Genomic DNA, 15246 nt, shown 5'->3' with positions numbered 1-15246 from the left:
ATTTTTGAATTCAAACACTTTAAGCTGTCTTTTTAGGATTACCGTTTTTTAGTAATGAATTACCATCGTAAATAAAAAAACCCCACGATAGAAATTCTTCTAACACGGGTTTTCGACTTTTTTTCAAATAAATCAGAAATATATTAAAGCCAATGAAATTTTTTAAATCTAGATTTAAGATAGAACAATAAAAACAGGATACATCAACTTATAATAATGGAGAAAGCAGGCGAGCACCCTGTTCAACAATGCGCTCGGTCAGGGATCGTTGCAGCAAGTCTTCAATTCTTAATGGTACAGAATCAGTAAGATCGCGTTCGAACTGCTCTGTGAGTTCCCTCGCCACATCAGCACTGTACAAGACTTGACACACCTCATAATTCAGGCGAAAACTTCTCATATCATAGTTTGCTGAGCCTACTTCTGCAATCTCCTCATCTATGATTATCACCTTCGCATGTAACATTCCTTTGTCGTACTGGTAGATTTGGACTCCAGCTTCTATAAGTTCCCCGTAAAAGGTACGGCTTGCAAAGCCCACGATTTTTTGATCAATGTGGCAAGGAACCAGCAATCTTACGTGCACACCACGGGCCACAGCTGTCTTTAATGCCATGATAATATCTGTTTCCGGTATAAAGTAGGGTGTTGTTATATCAATAGTCTTGGTCGCCTGTGTTATACATATAAAGTAAGCTTGACGAATAACTGGAGTAGGAATTCCAGGGTTTCCTTCCAACGTATGGATGTACGCTTTTTGCAATGTCCCTGTCTTTGGGTATATGTCCATCTCTTTATCATCTAAGTTGCTCAACTCTTGCCCAAATTCGGCTGACCATCTGGAAAGGTATACTTTTCCGATTGGATTGATTTTCGTTACATTAGATTTTGTTTTCAGATTTGTTTTCGATTTTATTCGTTCCGGCACAGCAATATCCCAATGAACGTCAAAGACAGTCTGTAAATCGACTGATGCTTCTCCTATGATTTGCAAATGAGTGTCCCGCCAAAAGCCAACGTCAGGCTTCAATCCTGTATATTCATATCCTACGTTCATGCCACCAGTAAAAGCTTTCTTTCCGTCGACCGTGACAATCTTACAATGATCCCGATAATTCCAATTGGACAAAATCCAGGGAAAGTGTAAAGGAAATATTGTCCGGCATTCTATCCCTGCTTCTACCATCTGAAGGATTTTTTGACGCGGAAATTTTTTACTTCCCCAACCATCTCTAATAAAACGAACCCGCACTCCGTTTACTGCTTTTTCGATCAGCAGCTCTGTGATGCAATTACCAATTTGGTCATTTCGATAGATGTAATATTCCAGATCAATGGTTTTTTGGGCTTTTTGTAAGGATTCGATGAGTTGTTCATACTTTTCTATTCCATTGTTAAGTACTTGGACTTGGCCGAATCGAAGCCCATGTACAGTGAAATGTCGTAAAGCATCTGCGATTACCGATGCTGAATCACTATATGTATCAGGTAATTTGTCAGACTCATTTTGAGAAGAGGTCAATCTTTTCCGATGAATAAGCTTAGGATTTGATATGCTAAGATATAGCAAGAAACCAATGACAGGTAAAATAAGGACGATTATTATCCAATTCAAAGCCTTTGCAGGCCGACGAACTTCCCAAATTGCTATGAATAACATAAAGAGTGCATTAAATAGATATAGACCAAAAATCCACTCCAACTGAAATCCCTCCCTTGTTATTCTCTTAACATGTACAAACTGTGTAGGGAGTATACGTTTGGATAAAGAATGATCTTAAAAAGTCCGCTAATCCTCTCATGTGAAAGCACAAAATTACTGATGGGTATGTTGATATTTTTGTATTTAAAGAGGCTGTTCCATAGTCGGTTAAACCCACTTATGGAACACCCCCTTTAATTTGACTATCTTAATTAGAATTTGGAAGCAGCTTTTGTAACGTTTTCTAATCCTGTACTAATGATTTATTGTGCACGATCAGGATCCATATTATGCCCTTCGATAATTACTTCTTCTGGATTTTTGACGCCCCAAATATTAATAATATTTTTCACTAAGCTTACAGCCATTTCTTGTGAAGCCATTCCTTCTAAAGAATAATCTCCACCTCTAGCATTCAATAGCATTACTTCTTTATCACCAGCATAACCTACTGTGCCCTCTGCAGTATAATTAAACATTTTACCAGCTTGTGTCAAATATGATAGGTAAGTTGAAAGAGGTGCAGGTACTGTTTTATTCCATAATGGAAATGTAAACACTATTTTGTCCATTGAAAGGAATTGATCCAAATATTTATCAACTAAATTGATTTATTTCTCAAAAACTTCCAAACTTTTTTACATGCAAAAAAAGACCGCCTTTGCGAAAAGCGGTCTCCTTTCATACTGCCTTGTTTCGTATATAAACAAATCCCCCTGTAAAAAAACAAACAAATCCGCAGACGACTGCAATAAAAAATGACATTTCTGAAACGAAATAGCCATCTCCCTGCGCCATCATCGCTAAAAATGGCTGTGCCCAGGGATAGTATGGTCCAAATGTTTCGGAATTGATAATCATGATATTCGGAAGTGTGAAAATAACATTGAGTGCTAAAGGTGCAGCGAAACTTTCCCAGGCCATTGATACCCACAGCAGCAGGGCTGCCAGCGGCAAAGCTGCCAGAAAGCCGCCTGTCAATAATTTCACGAAGATTTCTAATGGAAATTGATCAGAAAACCCATTTAACATTCCAACGAGAACCCAGCTGAACATAAAGAGCAATTGGTTTATTAAAAGAAGCATGGTGATGATCAGCCATTTTGTCATAAAGACTTGCACTCTATTGACAGGCAAGCTTAACAGCTGTTTCCATCCTCCGTTCTGATGCTCATATCGGCAAATAAAGCTTGCCAGGATGCCTATCATTAAAGGCATTAAAATAAGCGCGTGTGCAGGAACCATAATGAGGAGCGGTGTCAGCCACTCATTAGGAATATCTTCAATATCACTTAACTTAAACCCAAGTAATCCAGCAAAAAGCGGACTGATAAAAAGCAGGCTCAGAATCTTAGTTTTCCGCAGCTTCAGCAGCTCTGCAGATATAAGATGTCCAATCATGAGAGCACCTCTCTTCTGACAAAATCGGTCATACCGGCAAGAAAAAGAATAGAGCCTGTTATCAATCCTGCGATAACGTACCATAATGGATCATACGCTCCTATCAGCAATGGCCATTTCCATGGAACCCAATCCGGTGCTGCATATGCTGCCAGCGAGAAAACAGCTCCAAAAATACCGACAGAAAGAGGAAATGCCTGATTTGAAAAAACGATCGACATCCATACTTGCAGACATAATACTGGGATTCCAGCAAAGAAAGGATAATAGCTATTCTTTAAGACAGCGAAGATTGGAATGTCGTGCACACTAAATTTTAAACTGATGCCAAATAGAACGGTTCCCAAAAACAATAGCGTTGAAGAAATGAAAATCATCATACAAACAATGATCCATTTTGATGTAAACACTTCTCTTCTCTTTACAGGCAAGCTAAGGAGCTGCTTCCAAGAGCTTTGCTGATGTTCAAGCGCCGCAATTTGAGAAGCAAGAATCGTCATTCCGAGCAGCAGTGCAGGGGCAACGAACATATTAATATTTTCGAGAAGCCCTGCCCACACATCTGGCTGCTGTTTCATTAAATAGTCATATCTGACGCCATAATTCACCATTTGCAAAGCAATGACGCCAAAAGGACCAAGAAAAACCAGGAGCCAAAACCATTTCCTTTTTACTTTAAGAAGATCTGATTTTAGAATGAAAAGCATTAAGATTTCCTCCTTCACTCGTTAAATCGAGGAAAATCTCTTCCAGCGATTTTCGTTTCTCTTCCACACGATAAATATCAATCCCCGCCTTGACGAGCAATGAAATCACGTTCGCTGTAGTTTCATCTGTCACATCACTTAATATTATAAATTCATCTTTTTGGTCAGTGACAAACCCATTGGAGAGGAGCAGTGATTTTGCTTTTTGAGTATTCTCTGTGCGGATCATCACATGTTCTTTCGCCTTGCTTTTTAACATCCCGATCGAATCCTGAAAAATCATCGTCCCATTCAGGATAATTCCTACTTTCGTTGCCATTTGATCGATTTCGCCGAGCAGATGACTTGAAAGTAATACCGTCATTCCATATTCATTTGGCAGGCTTTTAATTAAATCCCGCATCTCATGAATGCCGGATGGATCAAGTCCATTCGTCGGCTCATCTAAAATAAGTAGTTCGGGATTTCCAAGCAAGGCAGATGCGATTCCGAGTCTTTGCTTCATCCCCAGTGAAAATCCTCTAACTGGACGATTGCTGTCATTAGTCAGTCTGACGATTGATAACACTTCATCTATACGGTTTTTAGGCACCTGTAAAATCTTGCGGATTGCTTCTAAATTCTCCCGAGCTGTTAAATGTCCATAGTAGGACGGAGATTCAACAAGAGAGCCAATTTTCCTTAATGACTCCAGCTGGTGAACAGCTGCATTTTTCCCGAAAAGTTCGATGGTTCCGCTTGATGATTTCATTAACCCAAGCAGCATCTTTATCGTAGTTGTTTTTCCTGCTCCATTAGGACCTAAAAATCCGTAGATTTCACCTTTCTCAATGTGCATATTCAAGTTGTTTACGATTGTTTTTTTCTTTATTATTTTCGTCAAATTTGATGTTGAAATCATCGTTTCCCTCATTATTCATCACCTCTAAGGATAAGAATAGACGGTCAGAGTTAAAATGAGGGACGGCTTTTGTTTAAATTTTGATTAAATAGACGAGAAACTAACAGCATTAAAAAAAAGCTTGATTCACAAGCGATTAAATCTCTTTCATAATCGATATCACCGTACCGTCCCCGCAGGAGTCAATTTTTAGGGTAAGGTCCATTTTCTTAGTCATCATTTCCACAATGGTTAAGCCGATCCCGGCACCTTTTTTCCCGCTGTCATGATGAAAGCCTTTGCCCTTATCGCGGATTAATATTTGCTGAACTCCATCTGTCTCAACTACAGAAACACAAATATACTGTCCGTCACTTGCATGGCGCAGCGTATTCTGCAGCAAATTGTCCATGATTCTCTCAAGCCATTCCGGATCAGCAAGCCATAGAATGGAGTCTTGCTGTATATCAACCTTCATATCAAATCTATGTTCTTCAAAAACAGGATACCATTCAGCCACTTTTTTTCGGATGAATCTGCTGAGATTTATTTCTTTTGGATCACAATGATATTTTCCTGAAGAAAGCAAGGTATAAGAAAGCAGATTATCAATCAGAGAGCTTAAAAAATCAATTTTGTCATCGATTGCCTCTATTGCATTCATACCATCAGCAGTGACTATTTCCTTTTTTACATTAAAGAGATGAGCACGAATCGTCGTAAGCGGTGTTCGAAGGTCATGAGACAGATTTGCGATCAGATCCTTCCTGATTTTTTCTTCATGAAGTTCCCGCTTTTTGCTTTCTTCTAGTTCTCTGATCATTCCGTTGAAACTTACTTCCAGCTCGCCAATTTCGTCCATTTTTGAAAGAATAATCGGCAGCGGCAGCCCATAATCATCTTTTTCCTCCATCGCATTTTTGAGCCGCAAAATTCTTTTATGTATACCTCTGAAAAAGAACCATGAGAGGAATAAAAAGGAGAGCATAAGTACAGCAAGCACGACAAAATAGATATAATTATATTGATCTCCAAGTCTCTGAATAGGAGGCTCAAGCATTAACCTGTCTACTTTAATAACCATAAACCCTTCTTTTTCATCGCCGCCAATAAAAGCAACGACCGTAAAAGGATCCGCATCAAAGCTTTTTTTCATATAGGTTACTGTATAGCCTGCAGTCCATACTTTGGGGAGTTTTCCATGATAGGATAGAACATCTCTGCTTTTTCCTACTTCATCCACCCAGAACATCTGGGAACCTGTATATTTTTCATTTAGCTGTTTAAGCCTTGCAGCAATTTCTTCATCTGATGCTCCTTTTAGCTGCTCTGCCTCTTGATGCCACATATCTGTGAGTTCATTAAAGCCATCATATGGATGATTTTGTTCCTTTTCCAAAAACACCGCTGGCATAAAGACTGCCAGTGATGCAAATGAAAAAGAGATTGGGATAAAAAGAACGGCAGCCAAAACAATTGCAAGGTACTTAAACTGCAGCGATTTCCGCCAATTCATCCTCTCACCCTGTATCCTACTCCTCTGACAGTCTCGATTATTTCTGGCTCAGATGGATTTTTCTCAATTTTTTCACGCAGGTAGCGAATATGTACCATAAGAGTCTTATCCCCGTCTAAAAAAGGTTCTCCCCATACATGCTCAAACAGCTGTTCTTTTGTTAAAATTTGATTTAAATGCTGAATGAAACATGTGAAAATATGAAATTGCTTTCCTGTTAAAACGATTTCCTCACCTGTTTCACGATTGCCAATGAAGCGATTCACTTGATCAATTTCGAGGTGCTTGATAACTATTTTCCCTGGCGAATTTTTTTGATATCTTCTAAGCTGAACTTCAACCCGTTTTGCTAATTCCTCAGGGTGAAACGGTTTTGTCAAATAATCATCAGCAAACTCCAAACCGGCAAGCTTATCATCGATTGACGTTCTTGCAGACAGCATGATAATCGGAGTATCGGGACTCCCTTTCTTAAATCTCCTTCCAACTGAAAAACCATCAAGACAAGGAAGCATCACATCAAGAATCAGCAAGTCCCATTGCCCTGTACTTGGAATAGAAACGCCAGAAGTCAGCCAATCGACTGTATATCCTTTTTCACTCAGCTCCCTCTGAACCCAGCTTCCAATTTCAAGATCATCTTCTATATATAATATATTCATGAAAATACTACCTCCATATCCTATAATTTACATGTTACATAAGTTGGAAGCTGCTGAAAAGAATAAATTTAGAATAGAAGATCAGCATTGATAAGTTCAGTATGAAAAAATGCGGGTCTTCCCTATGAACATGAGCTGATTGCCTCGAAGGTTCGAGCGGGATGTGCAAACAGTGCAATCCTTGCATCCTGCTGCATATATAATTCAAGGTATGAAAAAAATAAAAAGAGTGTCCAATTGTAGAGTTTTGGACACTCTTTTCCATCCTATTCAGTTGCTTCGACTAGCTTCTCTTCTTCATCACTTGCCCTAGATTAAACAGCAAATCCTCTACATATTTCGGACCTCTAAACAAAGCTTCTTCTAAAGGCACAATCCCGGGTACAATTGAAAACACTGAACCAATCCCCTCTTCATACACCTTTTCATAGCCGTCGCCAATCGACCCGGCAATCGCAATGACTGGAATTTTCTTTTTCTTAGCTGCTTTAGAAACCCCAATTGGTGTTTTGCCATGAATGGTTTGTCCATCTATTTTTCCTTCTCCTGTTATGACTAAATCTGCACCTTCCAAATGTTTTTCAAGCTGAACGGTTTCAAGCACAATATCAACACCTCGCTTGAGCGTGGCATTTAAAAAGGCTAGCAATCCTGCCCCAAGGCCTCCCGCTGCACCAGCTCCTTCCATTTGTTCAATACAGATGCCAAGTTCCTTTTTTATTAATGAAGCATAATGAGAGAGGTTTTGATCTAACACGTTTATCGTATCAGCTGTTGCTCCTTTTTGAGGACCAAATATGGCTGAAGCTCCGTTTGGACCAGTTAAAGGATTGTCTACATCGCATGCTACATCCATTGAAACTCCTGATAACTGCGGAATCATGCCTGATGCATCAATTTTTGCAAGTTTCGATAATGCACCGCCGCCATTAGCAAGTTCAGCACCTTGTTCATCCAGAAATTTCACTCCGAGTGCCTGGGCCATGCCCATTCCCCCATCATTTGTTGCACTTCCTCCAATGCCAATGATCAAATGTTGTGCGCCTTTTTGGACAGCATCCTTGATCAGCTCGCCTGTACCCTTTGTAGTTGTCAGCAGCGGATTTCTTCGTTCAGGCGGGACTAAGTGCAAACCTGATGCAGTCGCCATTTCTATGACAGCTGTTTTTCCATCTCCAAGCCAGCCATATTGTGCTTCAACTGGAAGCCCCAAAGGTCCAGTTACGGATAGAGATGTGAATGTTCCGTTCGTTGCATCCACTAAAGCCTGGACCGTCCCTTCTCCTCCGTCTGCCATCGGAACCTTCACAATGTGAACATCGGGCATTGCCCGCTTTAATCCTCTCTCAATTGCTTCACAAACTTCAAGCGCCGTCATACTTTCTTTAAATGAATCTGGGGCAATAACAACCTTCAATTCTCTCACTCCTATCCAAACAATTTAAATACACCAAAAAGTAAAGTAGATATAACGGCAAGCGTTAGTCCAACTAAAGATTCATAGGGAATCAGCTTCATTCTTTCTTTCATTCCCATAAACACACTGCCGCCCGTTGCGTGAAAAAAGCTTCCATGAGGGAGATGATCAAGCACGGTTGCACCTGCATGAACCATTGCAGCACCTGCTAGAGATGAAATACCGATCTCCAATATTGCCGGCGCAAATACACTGCTTGCCACTGCTGTACCTGCTGTTGTAGATGCAGTAGCCATCGACATTAAGATACCTGATGCAGGAGCAAGAATAAATGCAGGCAATCCAGACGCATTCAGCCCAGTCACAATAACATCTTTTAATTCGGAATTCGCGATAATTCCCGCAAGCGTACCAGTACCTATCAGCATAATGGCAACACCGGACATTTTTGAAAGGCCAGAGGTTGCAAAATCTGTTAACTTCAAGAAATTTTTTGTCGCAATCGCTCCGACGATGCCGCCGAGTGGCAATGCAATAATTGGATCAATCGCGATATCAAAGATCGGTCGTAAAGCAAGTAATAGAATAGCTGAAAGCGGTCCGCTGATTGCAGCTGCAAATGAAGGCAGCTGTCCAGCACCTTGAGAAGTCATTTCAGCAGCTTTCACCTGCTCCCCTTTTAACACCATCCTCCTTGCAAGAAAATAAGTCACAATTACCCCAAACACTGCTGGTATGATTCCAGCTGCCATAACGGATGTTAACGGGACATCGAACGCATCTGCTGCAGCAATCGTGTTCGGATTCGGAGACATGATATTCCCTGCCTTACCGCCCCCAATCATGGCCAGCAAAATGGCAGGCTTGGAAAGCTTCGCCCGATGTGCAATCGCAAGGGCAATTGGTGCCACCGTTATAACAGCAACATCAATAAATACTCCTACCATCGTTAACAGCATGGTTGCAATAACGAGCGCGAGCAGCGACCGTTTCTCACCAATTTTCTTTATGATCGTATCTGCTATCACTGACGCAGAGCCTGATTCAATCAGCACACCTGCCAGAACTCCTGCAGCTAAAATCCGCAGTACAGCTGGAGTGATATCTTTTGCACCTGTTATCATCAATTCAATTGTTTCAGTTAGATTAACTCCGCCTAAAAGGCCTCCTGCCAATGCTCCTGCCATCATTCCGTAGGCTGGAGGAACTTTCTTTAATATGAGTACGATGGCAACGATTAGTGCAATCACAGCTCCGAAAGCGCTTACCTGAATATCCACTGTTGTTTCCCCCTTTGTAAAGCTCAGCTTCATCCAATTGTAAACGCTTACTGTAAATGAATCATTGTCTGTCCTTACAAAAAAGGAATTCAGGCAAAGAGAAAAAATTGTGCAATTGCACAATTTAATCATCCGCATCTATTAAAATCGCCGCATACAAAGTCATCAAATCAAGTGTTTTCCTCGGATCATAGTGCGTGATCTCCTCGATTTTATCAAGGCGGTATCTTAATGTGTTTCTGTGAATATATAGCTCTTCGGCTGTTTTATTCATATCCCCATTCAGTTTAATAAATGAAAGCAGTGTATGCAGCAGCTCTCCGCTGCGATCAGAACGCTTGAGGGTTATCATCATTTTTTTAAAGTGCTCATGCTTTTTTTCATCTTTTTTACCTATAAGCAAAACCGGAAGCGCCCATTCATTGTAAGAAAAAAAACATTTTGTACTTTGAAGCTTTTTTGCAGCAGCAAGCGTTTCTTTTGCGCTTTCATAAGAAAGAGAAGCTCCATAAAGTCCTTCAAAGAGATAGCCAAGCGCTCCATAAATTCCGAGATTCATTTTTTTTAATAACTGATTGAACATTGAAGAAAATGCAGAAGGATCCAAAGACCTGCTTTCTTTTAATAAAACAATCTCTGTTGCAGAGGTCGTTACCAACAGGTCATTTATTCCTGATAGATGCTCCAGCTCTTTTGTGAATCGCTGTCTCTCCTTAAGATCTGTATCCTCTGGCACATAAAAAATAACAGCTTGCCTCTCTATGTTCAGATTGATATTCAATCGTTGTGCCCGTTCTGAAAATTCTTGAGTAAGTATCGCTTCACCTTTAAGAAGCTGAATAAGCGTTTCTTGCTTCAGCGTTTCGTTCCAGCGCATCTGATCAAATAAATAGGCTTGCTCAATGGTCAGCTCTGCCGCCATTTTGACAAGCTCCCCAAACGGCGCAACAACATCCGGATCCCCTGTAATCCCAATGACACCAATCAATTCTTTATGAAAAAAAATCGGTAAATTGACACCCTGCTTTGTTCTTTTATATTTTTTACTGTCCTGCTCTGTAAAAACAACATTTCCCCCTGATTGAAGGACTTTTAAAGCTCCATGATGTTCATCTCCGAGCCTGCCTTCATCACCAGATCCAATGATAATACCGTCTTTATCCATGACATTCACGTTATAAGGAATGATGGTCATTGTTCGGGAAACTATTTCTTTTGCGAGTTTTTCATTCATTTTCGTTCACCTGCTGGAGCTTATTTTCTTGTATTTTATCATTTGAAGCTAAATCTGCAATACAGTGATTTTTCCAAATAAATGAAACTTTCTGCCTATTCAATCGTATTAGTAAGTAGGAGGCTAAGAGAGGAGGATCTCTACTTATAGAAAGATAAAAAAAGTTAGAGGGTGATAGTTATGTTCGGTTACCCGATTGAAACCATTTACTTAATCGGACTGATTGCTGCAGGAAGTCTGACTTTATTGCTTGTCTTTTTTGGCGACGCAATTCATGGCATGACGGAAAGCATTCCTTTTTTAAGTCCGACTTTAGTGCTCGCATTTTTGACTTTCTTTTCTGCATGCGGATACATCCTTGAGGTTTCCGCCATTTTTTCCACTTTCTTTTCATTAGCCATTTCCAGCATCAGTTCGCTCATTTTAGTTATTCTGCTTCACATCTTTATATTAGTGCCGCTTTCTTCAGCCGAAGAATCCCTTTCCTATCACGAGTCAGAATTAAAGGGGCGTATTGGAAATGTCATTACATCCATTCCTGCTGACGGGTTTGGCGAGGTGCTGCTGACAAGCACCGTTGGCTTCATTTCCAGGACTGCAGCAAGCTTTGATAACGCCCCGATCCCAAGCGGAACAAAGGTTTTAGTCATTGAAAGCAAGAACAGCGTTGTTTCTGTCACACCATATCAGCAATTTGAAGACATACTCTAGGAGGAACTCTATGACAATGCCTATTATTATTGTAGTTGGAATCGTATTTTTTATTTTAATTGCTTTACTTGCTGTATTTATTACTAAATACCGTACAGCAGGACCTGATGAAGCATTAATTGTAACCGGCAGCTATCTTGGAAGTAAAAACGTCCATACAGATGAAAACAGCAATAAAATCAAAATCGTCCGTGGCGGGGGAACCTTTGTACTGCCGGTTTTCCAGCAAGCAGAGCCGCTGAGTCTTCTTTCAAGCAAACTTGACGTTTCAACACCAGAGGTATATACCGAGCAAGGAGTTCCAGTCATGGCAGATGGTACAGCGATCATTAAGATTGGCGGCTCCATCTCTGAAATAGCAACGGCTGCTGAACAGTTTCTTGGAAAAGCGAAGTCAGACCGCGAACAAGAGGCACGAGAAGTTTTAGAGGGTCATCTTCGTTCCATTTTAGGCTCAATGACCGTTGAAGAAATTTATAAAAATCGTGAAAAATTTTCCCAGGAAGTCCAGCGTGTGGCCTCACAGGATCTCGCGAAAATGGGACTTGTCATTGTTTCATTTACGATTAAAGATGTTCGGGATAAAAATGGATACCTTGATTCATTAGGTAAGCCGAGGATTGCACAGGTCAAACGGGATGCCGACATCGCAACAGCGGAAGCAGAAAAAGAAACACGCATTAAGCGGGCTGAAGCCGCAAAAGAAGCAAAAAAATCCGAACTTGAGCGGGCAACTGAAATCGCAGAAGCTGAAAAACTAAATCAGCTTAAAATGGCTGAATACCGCAGAGATCAGGATACGGCAAAAGCAAATGCCGATCAAGCATATGACCTAGAAACAGCGAAAGCAAGGCAGCAAGTAACCGAGCAGGAAATGCAGGTTAAAATTATTGAACGCCAAAAGCAAATTGAGCTTGAAGAACGAGAAATCCTGCGCCGTGAACTGCAATATGATTCTGAAGTGAAGAAAAAGGCTGATGCTGACCGTTATTCAGTTGAACAGGCGGCAGCGGCAGAAAAGGCAAAACAGCTGGCAGATGCAGATGCCAATCAATACCGGATTGAAGCACTTGCTAAAGCTGAAGCTGAAAGAATCCGCATGGACGGTTTAGCCAAAGCGGAAGCACAGCGCGCACAAGGGGAAACAGAAGCAGAAGTCATCCGCTTAAAAGGGATTGCCGAAGCCGTTGCAAAAGAAAAAATTGCTGAGGCTTTCGAACAATATGGGCAGGCAGCTATTTTAGATATGGTCGTAAAAATGCTTCCTGAATATGCAAAGCAAGTAGCAGCTCCACTTTCTAATATCGATAAGATTACAGTTGTCGACACTGGGGGCAGCGGCGACAACAGCGGTGCGGGCAAAGTCACAAGCTATGCAACAAATTTGATGAGCTCACTGCAGGAAAGCTTAAAAGCATCCTCAGGCATTGACATAAAAGAACTGATTGAAAATTACTCTGGAAAAGGCAATATAAAACATAGCATTGATCAGCTTGCCCAATATCAAAACCGGAACCTCGAAAACAAAGAGTAATTCTTCAGCTGATGCGAAAAAAGAGCGCATGCTGTTGTCAGCATGCGCGAGCAGGAAGAGGTGTCTTACAAACATGATTCAAGCTGAGAAAACTTTCTTTCTCATAAGACATCCTATTCAGAAAGTGTTCGTAAGGAATGTGTCATTTGTACAAGTTAGCGCACATTTTGTCAAAAATCAACGAATGCCCTTTTTTATTTTCTAATTCGTTATTATAATGCCCCCTGTACCAACTAGATTCTTTAAATGAAAGCCAGCTTATGTAAAAAGGAGCGAGTTGATTTATCATCAGCAGCTCCCTTGCTGTTATTAGCAGCCTCCGTAACCGCCGCCGTAGAATGAAGCTCCTACGATGATCAAAAGAATAAATAATACGACCACTAGCGCGAAGCCGTTGTTGTATCCTCCACCAGACATTGCTCTTCCTCCATTCATGTCTTAGTCACTTACTTTATCAAGCTATGTAAAAAGACAAGAAATGATATAGGACGCGAGTGGAATTTTATAAAAAACCTCAAATGCCTCTTCACATTTGAGGTTTTCTGTTTTTAATCTTCATCTTCCCATTCTGTTTTCAGCACGTCACCTGTTTCAGCAGAAACTTCAACCTCTGCTTCCTTGCCATTTTCTCCTTGAATTTCAAAGCTGTATACGGCTTTACCGTCTTCATTTTCGAGCTCACTTTCTTCAATTGTTCCATTTGCCTCTTTTAAAGCGATCGTGCTGGCTTCCTCTAATGTCACTTTCACCTGTTTGGAGTCAACATTTGAATCGTCTCCGTCATCATCGCTTTGATCATCGTCTTCTTTCTTTTTCGTAATTTCTCCCGTATCGGCATTTACTTTAAAATCGTAATCCCTGCCGCTTGATTTCACTTCGATTTCATACATCCATACACCTGACTCTTTCTCAAGTTCCATTTCTGATATGCTGCCTTTTTGAGCTTTCAGCACAATTTCCTTTGCCTGCTCGTAGCTAATTTTAAGATTTTGCTCTTTTGCTGTCTTTTCAGCCTGGGCATGGTCAGCTGGTCCAATAAACTGCGATCCCACACCTATTCCTCCAAGTACAAGTGCTGATGTTAATAAAGCAGCTGTTAATTTCACTTCTCATTCCTCCTTGTTTTGTTGTACATCCTTATCTTAGTCCTCATAAATGATAAAAAAGAGATAAGAACATTAGAAAACGATGAGAGAAGGATGAAAATCTGAAATAATCTTCGAAATCTAATCCAAAAATGGCTTTTTCTAGCTGCACTTGGCCATTTTTCATCATCACATAATTAGAAAGCGATTACTTTATTGTTTGCAGCTTTCGTTACGTCCTCTAATTCCTGCATATTATCGAAAATACGGCCGTTCCTCTCCACAATAGGCATTTTACTATGGTATTCCATTTTTATGAGCTGAAATGCTGGGCTTATTATCCAGGCGGCTTTACGCTTCATACAAAAAAGACACTTCCTGATTGATTCAAAAAAGTGTCTCACTCATCTTCATTTTCAATTACAACGGATAAGATTTCACCTGTAAATGCATCGATTTGGATAACTGCTTCTTGCTCTTTTGCATCCATCTCTACCTCATAAAAAACATGGCCATTATCTTCTTCGAGCTCGATATCCTCAATTTTCCCGTTAATTTCGTCTAATGCAATTTTTCCAGCTTGCACTTCTGTCAGCTTCACCTGCTGTGTATCTTTCTCAATGCTGCGTTTGTCTTCAGAAGTAATTTCACCGCTATTAGCACTCATTACCAATTTAATTTCTTCTTGCTTTGTTCTTATCGTGATATGATAAATTTTTTCCCCTTGCTCCTCTCCAGCAGATAGTGATCGAACGTTCCCGCTGTATTTATCGACAGCAAGCTGTTTTGCCTTTTCTTCGCTGATTGCAGGTTCATTCGTCTGTTCACTTTCTGATTTCTTCACTTGCACTAAGTTTTTAATGTTCCCTGTAATTGCGTCTACTTCAAGCTCATATAATCCAGTCTTTTCTTCTAATCCAACTTTATAGGTGTCTTTCCCTTCTGATTGATCTAAATGAATTCCAGTAATGCTCCCAGAATATTGTTCTTTTATAAGGTTTCTCACTTCTGCTTTTGATAACAGATGGTCTTTTTTAATTGCTGAAGCAATACCAATGATTCCAATCACACCGACAATCGCAGCTATGCTGATAAAGATCCATTTTCGTTTCATCGT

Annotated in this window: 15 protein-coding genes and 1 pseudogene; 2 read left to right on the top strand and 14 right to left on the bottom strand. The window is 40.4% G+C overall.

Annotated features, from left to right (window positions below; all coding sequences use genetic code 11):
• Window positions 1-208: 208 nt before the first annotated feature.
• The 10 genes and pseudogenes from CYJ36_RS02425 to CYJ36_RS02380 form a co-directional block, all read right to left on the bottom strand.
• Window positions 209-1702: a phospholipase D-like domain-containing protein gene (locus CYJ36_RS02425; RefSeq protein WP_101564436.1), complete on the bottom strand. Its 1494-nt coding sequence runs from the start codon at window positions 1700-1702 to the stop codon at window positions 209-211.
• A 263-nt stretch (window positions 1703-1965) separates the two neighbouring features.
• Window positions 1966-2304, bottom strand: a pseudogene (locus tag CYJ36_RS02420) (NAD(P)H-dependent oxidoreductase); the annotation flags it as partial.
• Between the two features lie 79 nt (window positions 2305-2383).
• Window positions 2384-3103, bottom strand: coding sequence for an ABC transporter permease (locus tag CYJ36_RS02415; RefSeq protein ID WP_101564432.1), 720 nt, complete (start codon window positions 3101-3103; stop codon window positions 2384-2386).
• Window positions 3100-3810: an ABC transporter permease gene (locus CYJ36_RS02410; RefSeq protein WP_101564430.1), complete on the bottom strand. Its 711-nt coding sequence runs from the start codon at window positions 3808-3810 to the stop codon at window positions 3100-3102. The genes CYJ36_RS02415 and CYJ36_RS02410 overlap by 4 nt, the downstream gene beginning before the upstream one ends.
• On the bottom strand, window positions 3779-4711 hold the full coding sequence (locus tag CYJ36_RS02405; RefSeq protein ID WP_257962369.1) for an ABC transporter ATP-binding protein: 933 nt from the start codon (window positions 4709-4711) through the stop codon (window positions 3779-3781). Before CYJ36_RS02405 ends, CYJ36_RS02410 begins: the two co-directional genes overlap by 32 nt.
• 136 nt (window positions 4712-4847) lie before the next feature.
• The gene (locus CYJ36_RS02400) at window positions 4848-6206 is read right to left on the bottom strand and encodes a HAMP domain-containing sensor histidine kinase (protein WP_101564425.1); all 1359 of its coding nucleotides are present in this window, start codon (window positions 6204-6206) and stop codon (window positions 4848-4850) included.
• Window positions 6203-6868, bottom strand: coding sequence for a response regulator transcription factor (locus tag CYJ36_RS02395; RefSeq protein ID WP_101564423.1), 666 nt, complete (start codon window positions 6866-6868; stop codon window positions 6203-6205). Before CYJ36_RS02395 ends, CYJ36_RS02400 begins: the two co-directional genes overlap by 4 nt.
• A gap of 283 nt (window positions 6869-7151) precedes the next feature.
• The gene (locus CYJ36_RS02390; protein WP_101564421.1) at window positions 7152-8285 is read right to left on the bottom strand and encodes a glycerate kinase; all 1134 of its coding nucleotides are present in this window, start codon (window positions 8283-8285) and stop codon (window positions 7152-7154) included.
• 11 nt (window positions 8286-8296) lie between these two features.
• Window positions 8297-9565, bottom strand: a complete 1269-nt coding sequence (locus tag CYJ36_RS02385) for a GntP family permease (protein ID WP_101564419.1) — start codon at window positions 9563-9565, stop codon at window positions 8297-8299.
• Between the two features lie 124 nt (window positions 9566-9689).
• Window positions 9690-10799 carry a CdaR family transcriptional regulator gene (locus tag CYJ36_RS02380; RefSeq protein WP_101564417.1) on the bottom strand — a complete coding sequence of 370 codons (1110 nt, stop codon included), beginning with the start codon at window positions 10797-10799 and terminating at the stop codon, window positions 9690-9692.
• A gap of 174 nt (window positions 10800-10973) precedes the next feature.
• On the opposite strand from CYJ36_RS02380, the gene CYJ36_RS02375 reads away from it, so the two are divergent.
• Together CYJ36_RS02375 and CYJ36_RS02370 are read left to right on the top strand one after the other, a co-directional pair.
• Window positions 10974-11510, top strand: a complete 537-nt coding sequence (locus tag CYJ36_RS02375; protein ID WP_101565620.1) for a hypothetical protein — start codon at window positions 10974-10976, stop codon at window positions 11508-11510.
• Between the two features lie 10 nt (window positions 11511-11520).
• Window positions 11521-13044: a flotillin family protein gene (locus tag CYJ36_RS02370; RefSeq protein ID WP_101564415.1), complete on the top strand. Its 1524-nt coding sequence runs from the start codon at window positions 11521-11523 to the stop codon at window positions 13042-13044.
• Between the two features lie 309 nt (window positions 13045-13353).
• On the opposite strand, the gene CYJ36_RS02365 is transcribed toward CYJ36_RS02370, so the two are convergent.
• The 4 genes from CYJ36_RS02365 to CYJ36_RS02355 form a co-directional block, all read right to left on the bottom strand.
• Window positions 13354-13461, bottom strand: a complete 108-nt coding sequence (locus CYJ36_RS02365; protein ID WP_101564413.1) for a YjcZ family sporulation protein — start codon at window positions 13459-13461, stop codon at window positions 13354-13356.
• Between the two features lie 131 nt (window positions 13462-13592).
• Window positions 13593-14150, bottom strand: coding sequence for a PepSY domain-containing protein (locus CYJ36_RS02360; protein ID WP_101564411.1), 558 nt, complete (start codon window positions 14148-14150; stop codon window positions 13593-13595).
• A 176-nt stretch (window positions 14151-14326) separates the two neighbouring features.
• Window positions 14327-14491, bottom strand: a complete 165-nt coding sequence (locus CYJ36_RS23490; protein WP_180850017.1) for a hypothetical protein — start codon at window positions 14489-14491, stop codon at window positions 14327-14329.
• A gap of 38 nt (window positions 14492-14529) precedes the next feature.
• Window positions 14530-15243, bottom strand: coding sequence for a PepSY domain-containing protein (locus tag CYJ36_RS02355; RefSeq protein WP_101564409.1), 714 nt, complete (start codon window positions 15241-15243; stop codon window positions 14530-14532).
• Window positions 15244-15246 lie beyond the last annotated feature (3 nt).

It is taken from the genome of Bacillus sp. UMB0893 (assembly GCF_002858905.1).
Lineage (GTDB): Bacteria > Bacillota > Bacilli > Bacillales > Bacillaceae > Bacillus_P.
Note: the sequence above shows the minus strand (reverse complement) of the source record. Positions and strands in the feature narration are given on the sequence as shown.

What these genes read in the sequence shown, in the direction of transcription:
- CYJ36_RS02410 (WP_101564430.1), bottom strand. Translation starts at nt 3,810, where the DNA reads ATGCTTTTCATTCTAAAATCAGATCTTCTTAAAGTAAAAAGGAAATGG.
- CYJ36_RS02400 (WP_101564425.1), bottom strand. Translation starts at nt 6,206, where the DNA reads ATGAATTGGCGGAAATCGCTGCAGTTTAAGTACCTTGCAATTGTTTTG.
- CYJ36_RS02405 (WP_257962369.1), bottom strand. Translation starts at nt 4,711, where the DNA reads ATGATTTCAACATCAAATTTGACGAAAATAATAAAGAAAAAAACAATC.
- CYJ36_RS02370 (WP_101564415.1), top strand. Translation starts at nt 11,521, where the DNA reads ATGACAATGCCTATTATTATTGTAGTTGGAATCGTATTTTTTATTTTA.
- CYJ36_RS02365 (WP_101564413.1), bottom strand. Translation starts at nt 13,461, where the DNA reads ATGTCTGGTGGAGGATACAACAACGGCTTCGCGCTAGTGGTCGTATTA.
- CYJ36_RS02415 (WP_101564432.1), bottom strand. Translation starts at nt 3,103, where the DNA reads ATGATTGGACATCTTATATCTGCAGAGCTGCTGAAGCTGCGGAAAACT.
- CYJ36_RS02395 (WP_101564423.1), bottom strand. Translation starts at nt 6,868, where the DNA reads ATGAATATATTATATATAGAAGATGATCTTGAAATTGGAAGCTGGGTT.
- CYJ36_RS02355 (WP_101564409.1), bottom strand. Translation starts at nt 15,243, where the DNA reads ATGAAACGAAAATGGATCTTTATCAGCATAGCTGCGATTGTCGGTGTG.
- CYJ36_RS23490 (WP_180850017.1), bottom strand. Translation starts at nt 14,491, where the DNA reads ATGAAGCGTAAAGCCGCCTGGATAATAAGCCCAGCATTTCAGCTCATA.
- CYJ36_RS02380 (WP_101564417.1), bottom strand. Translation starts at nt 10,799, where the DNA reads ATGAATGAAAAACTCGCAAAAGAAATAGTTTCCCGAACAATGACCATC.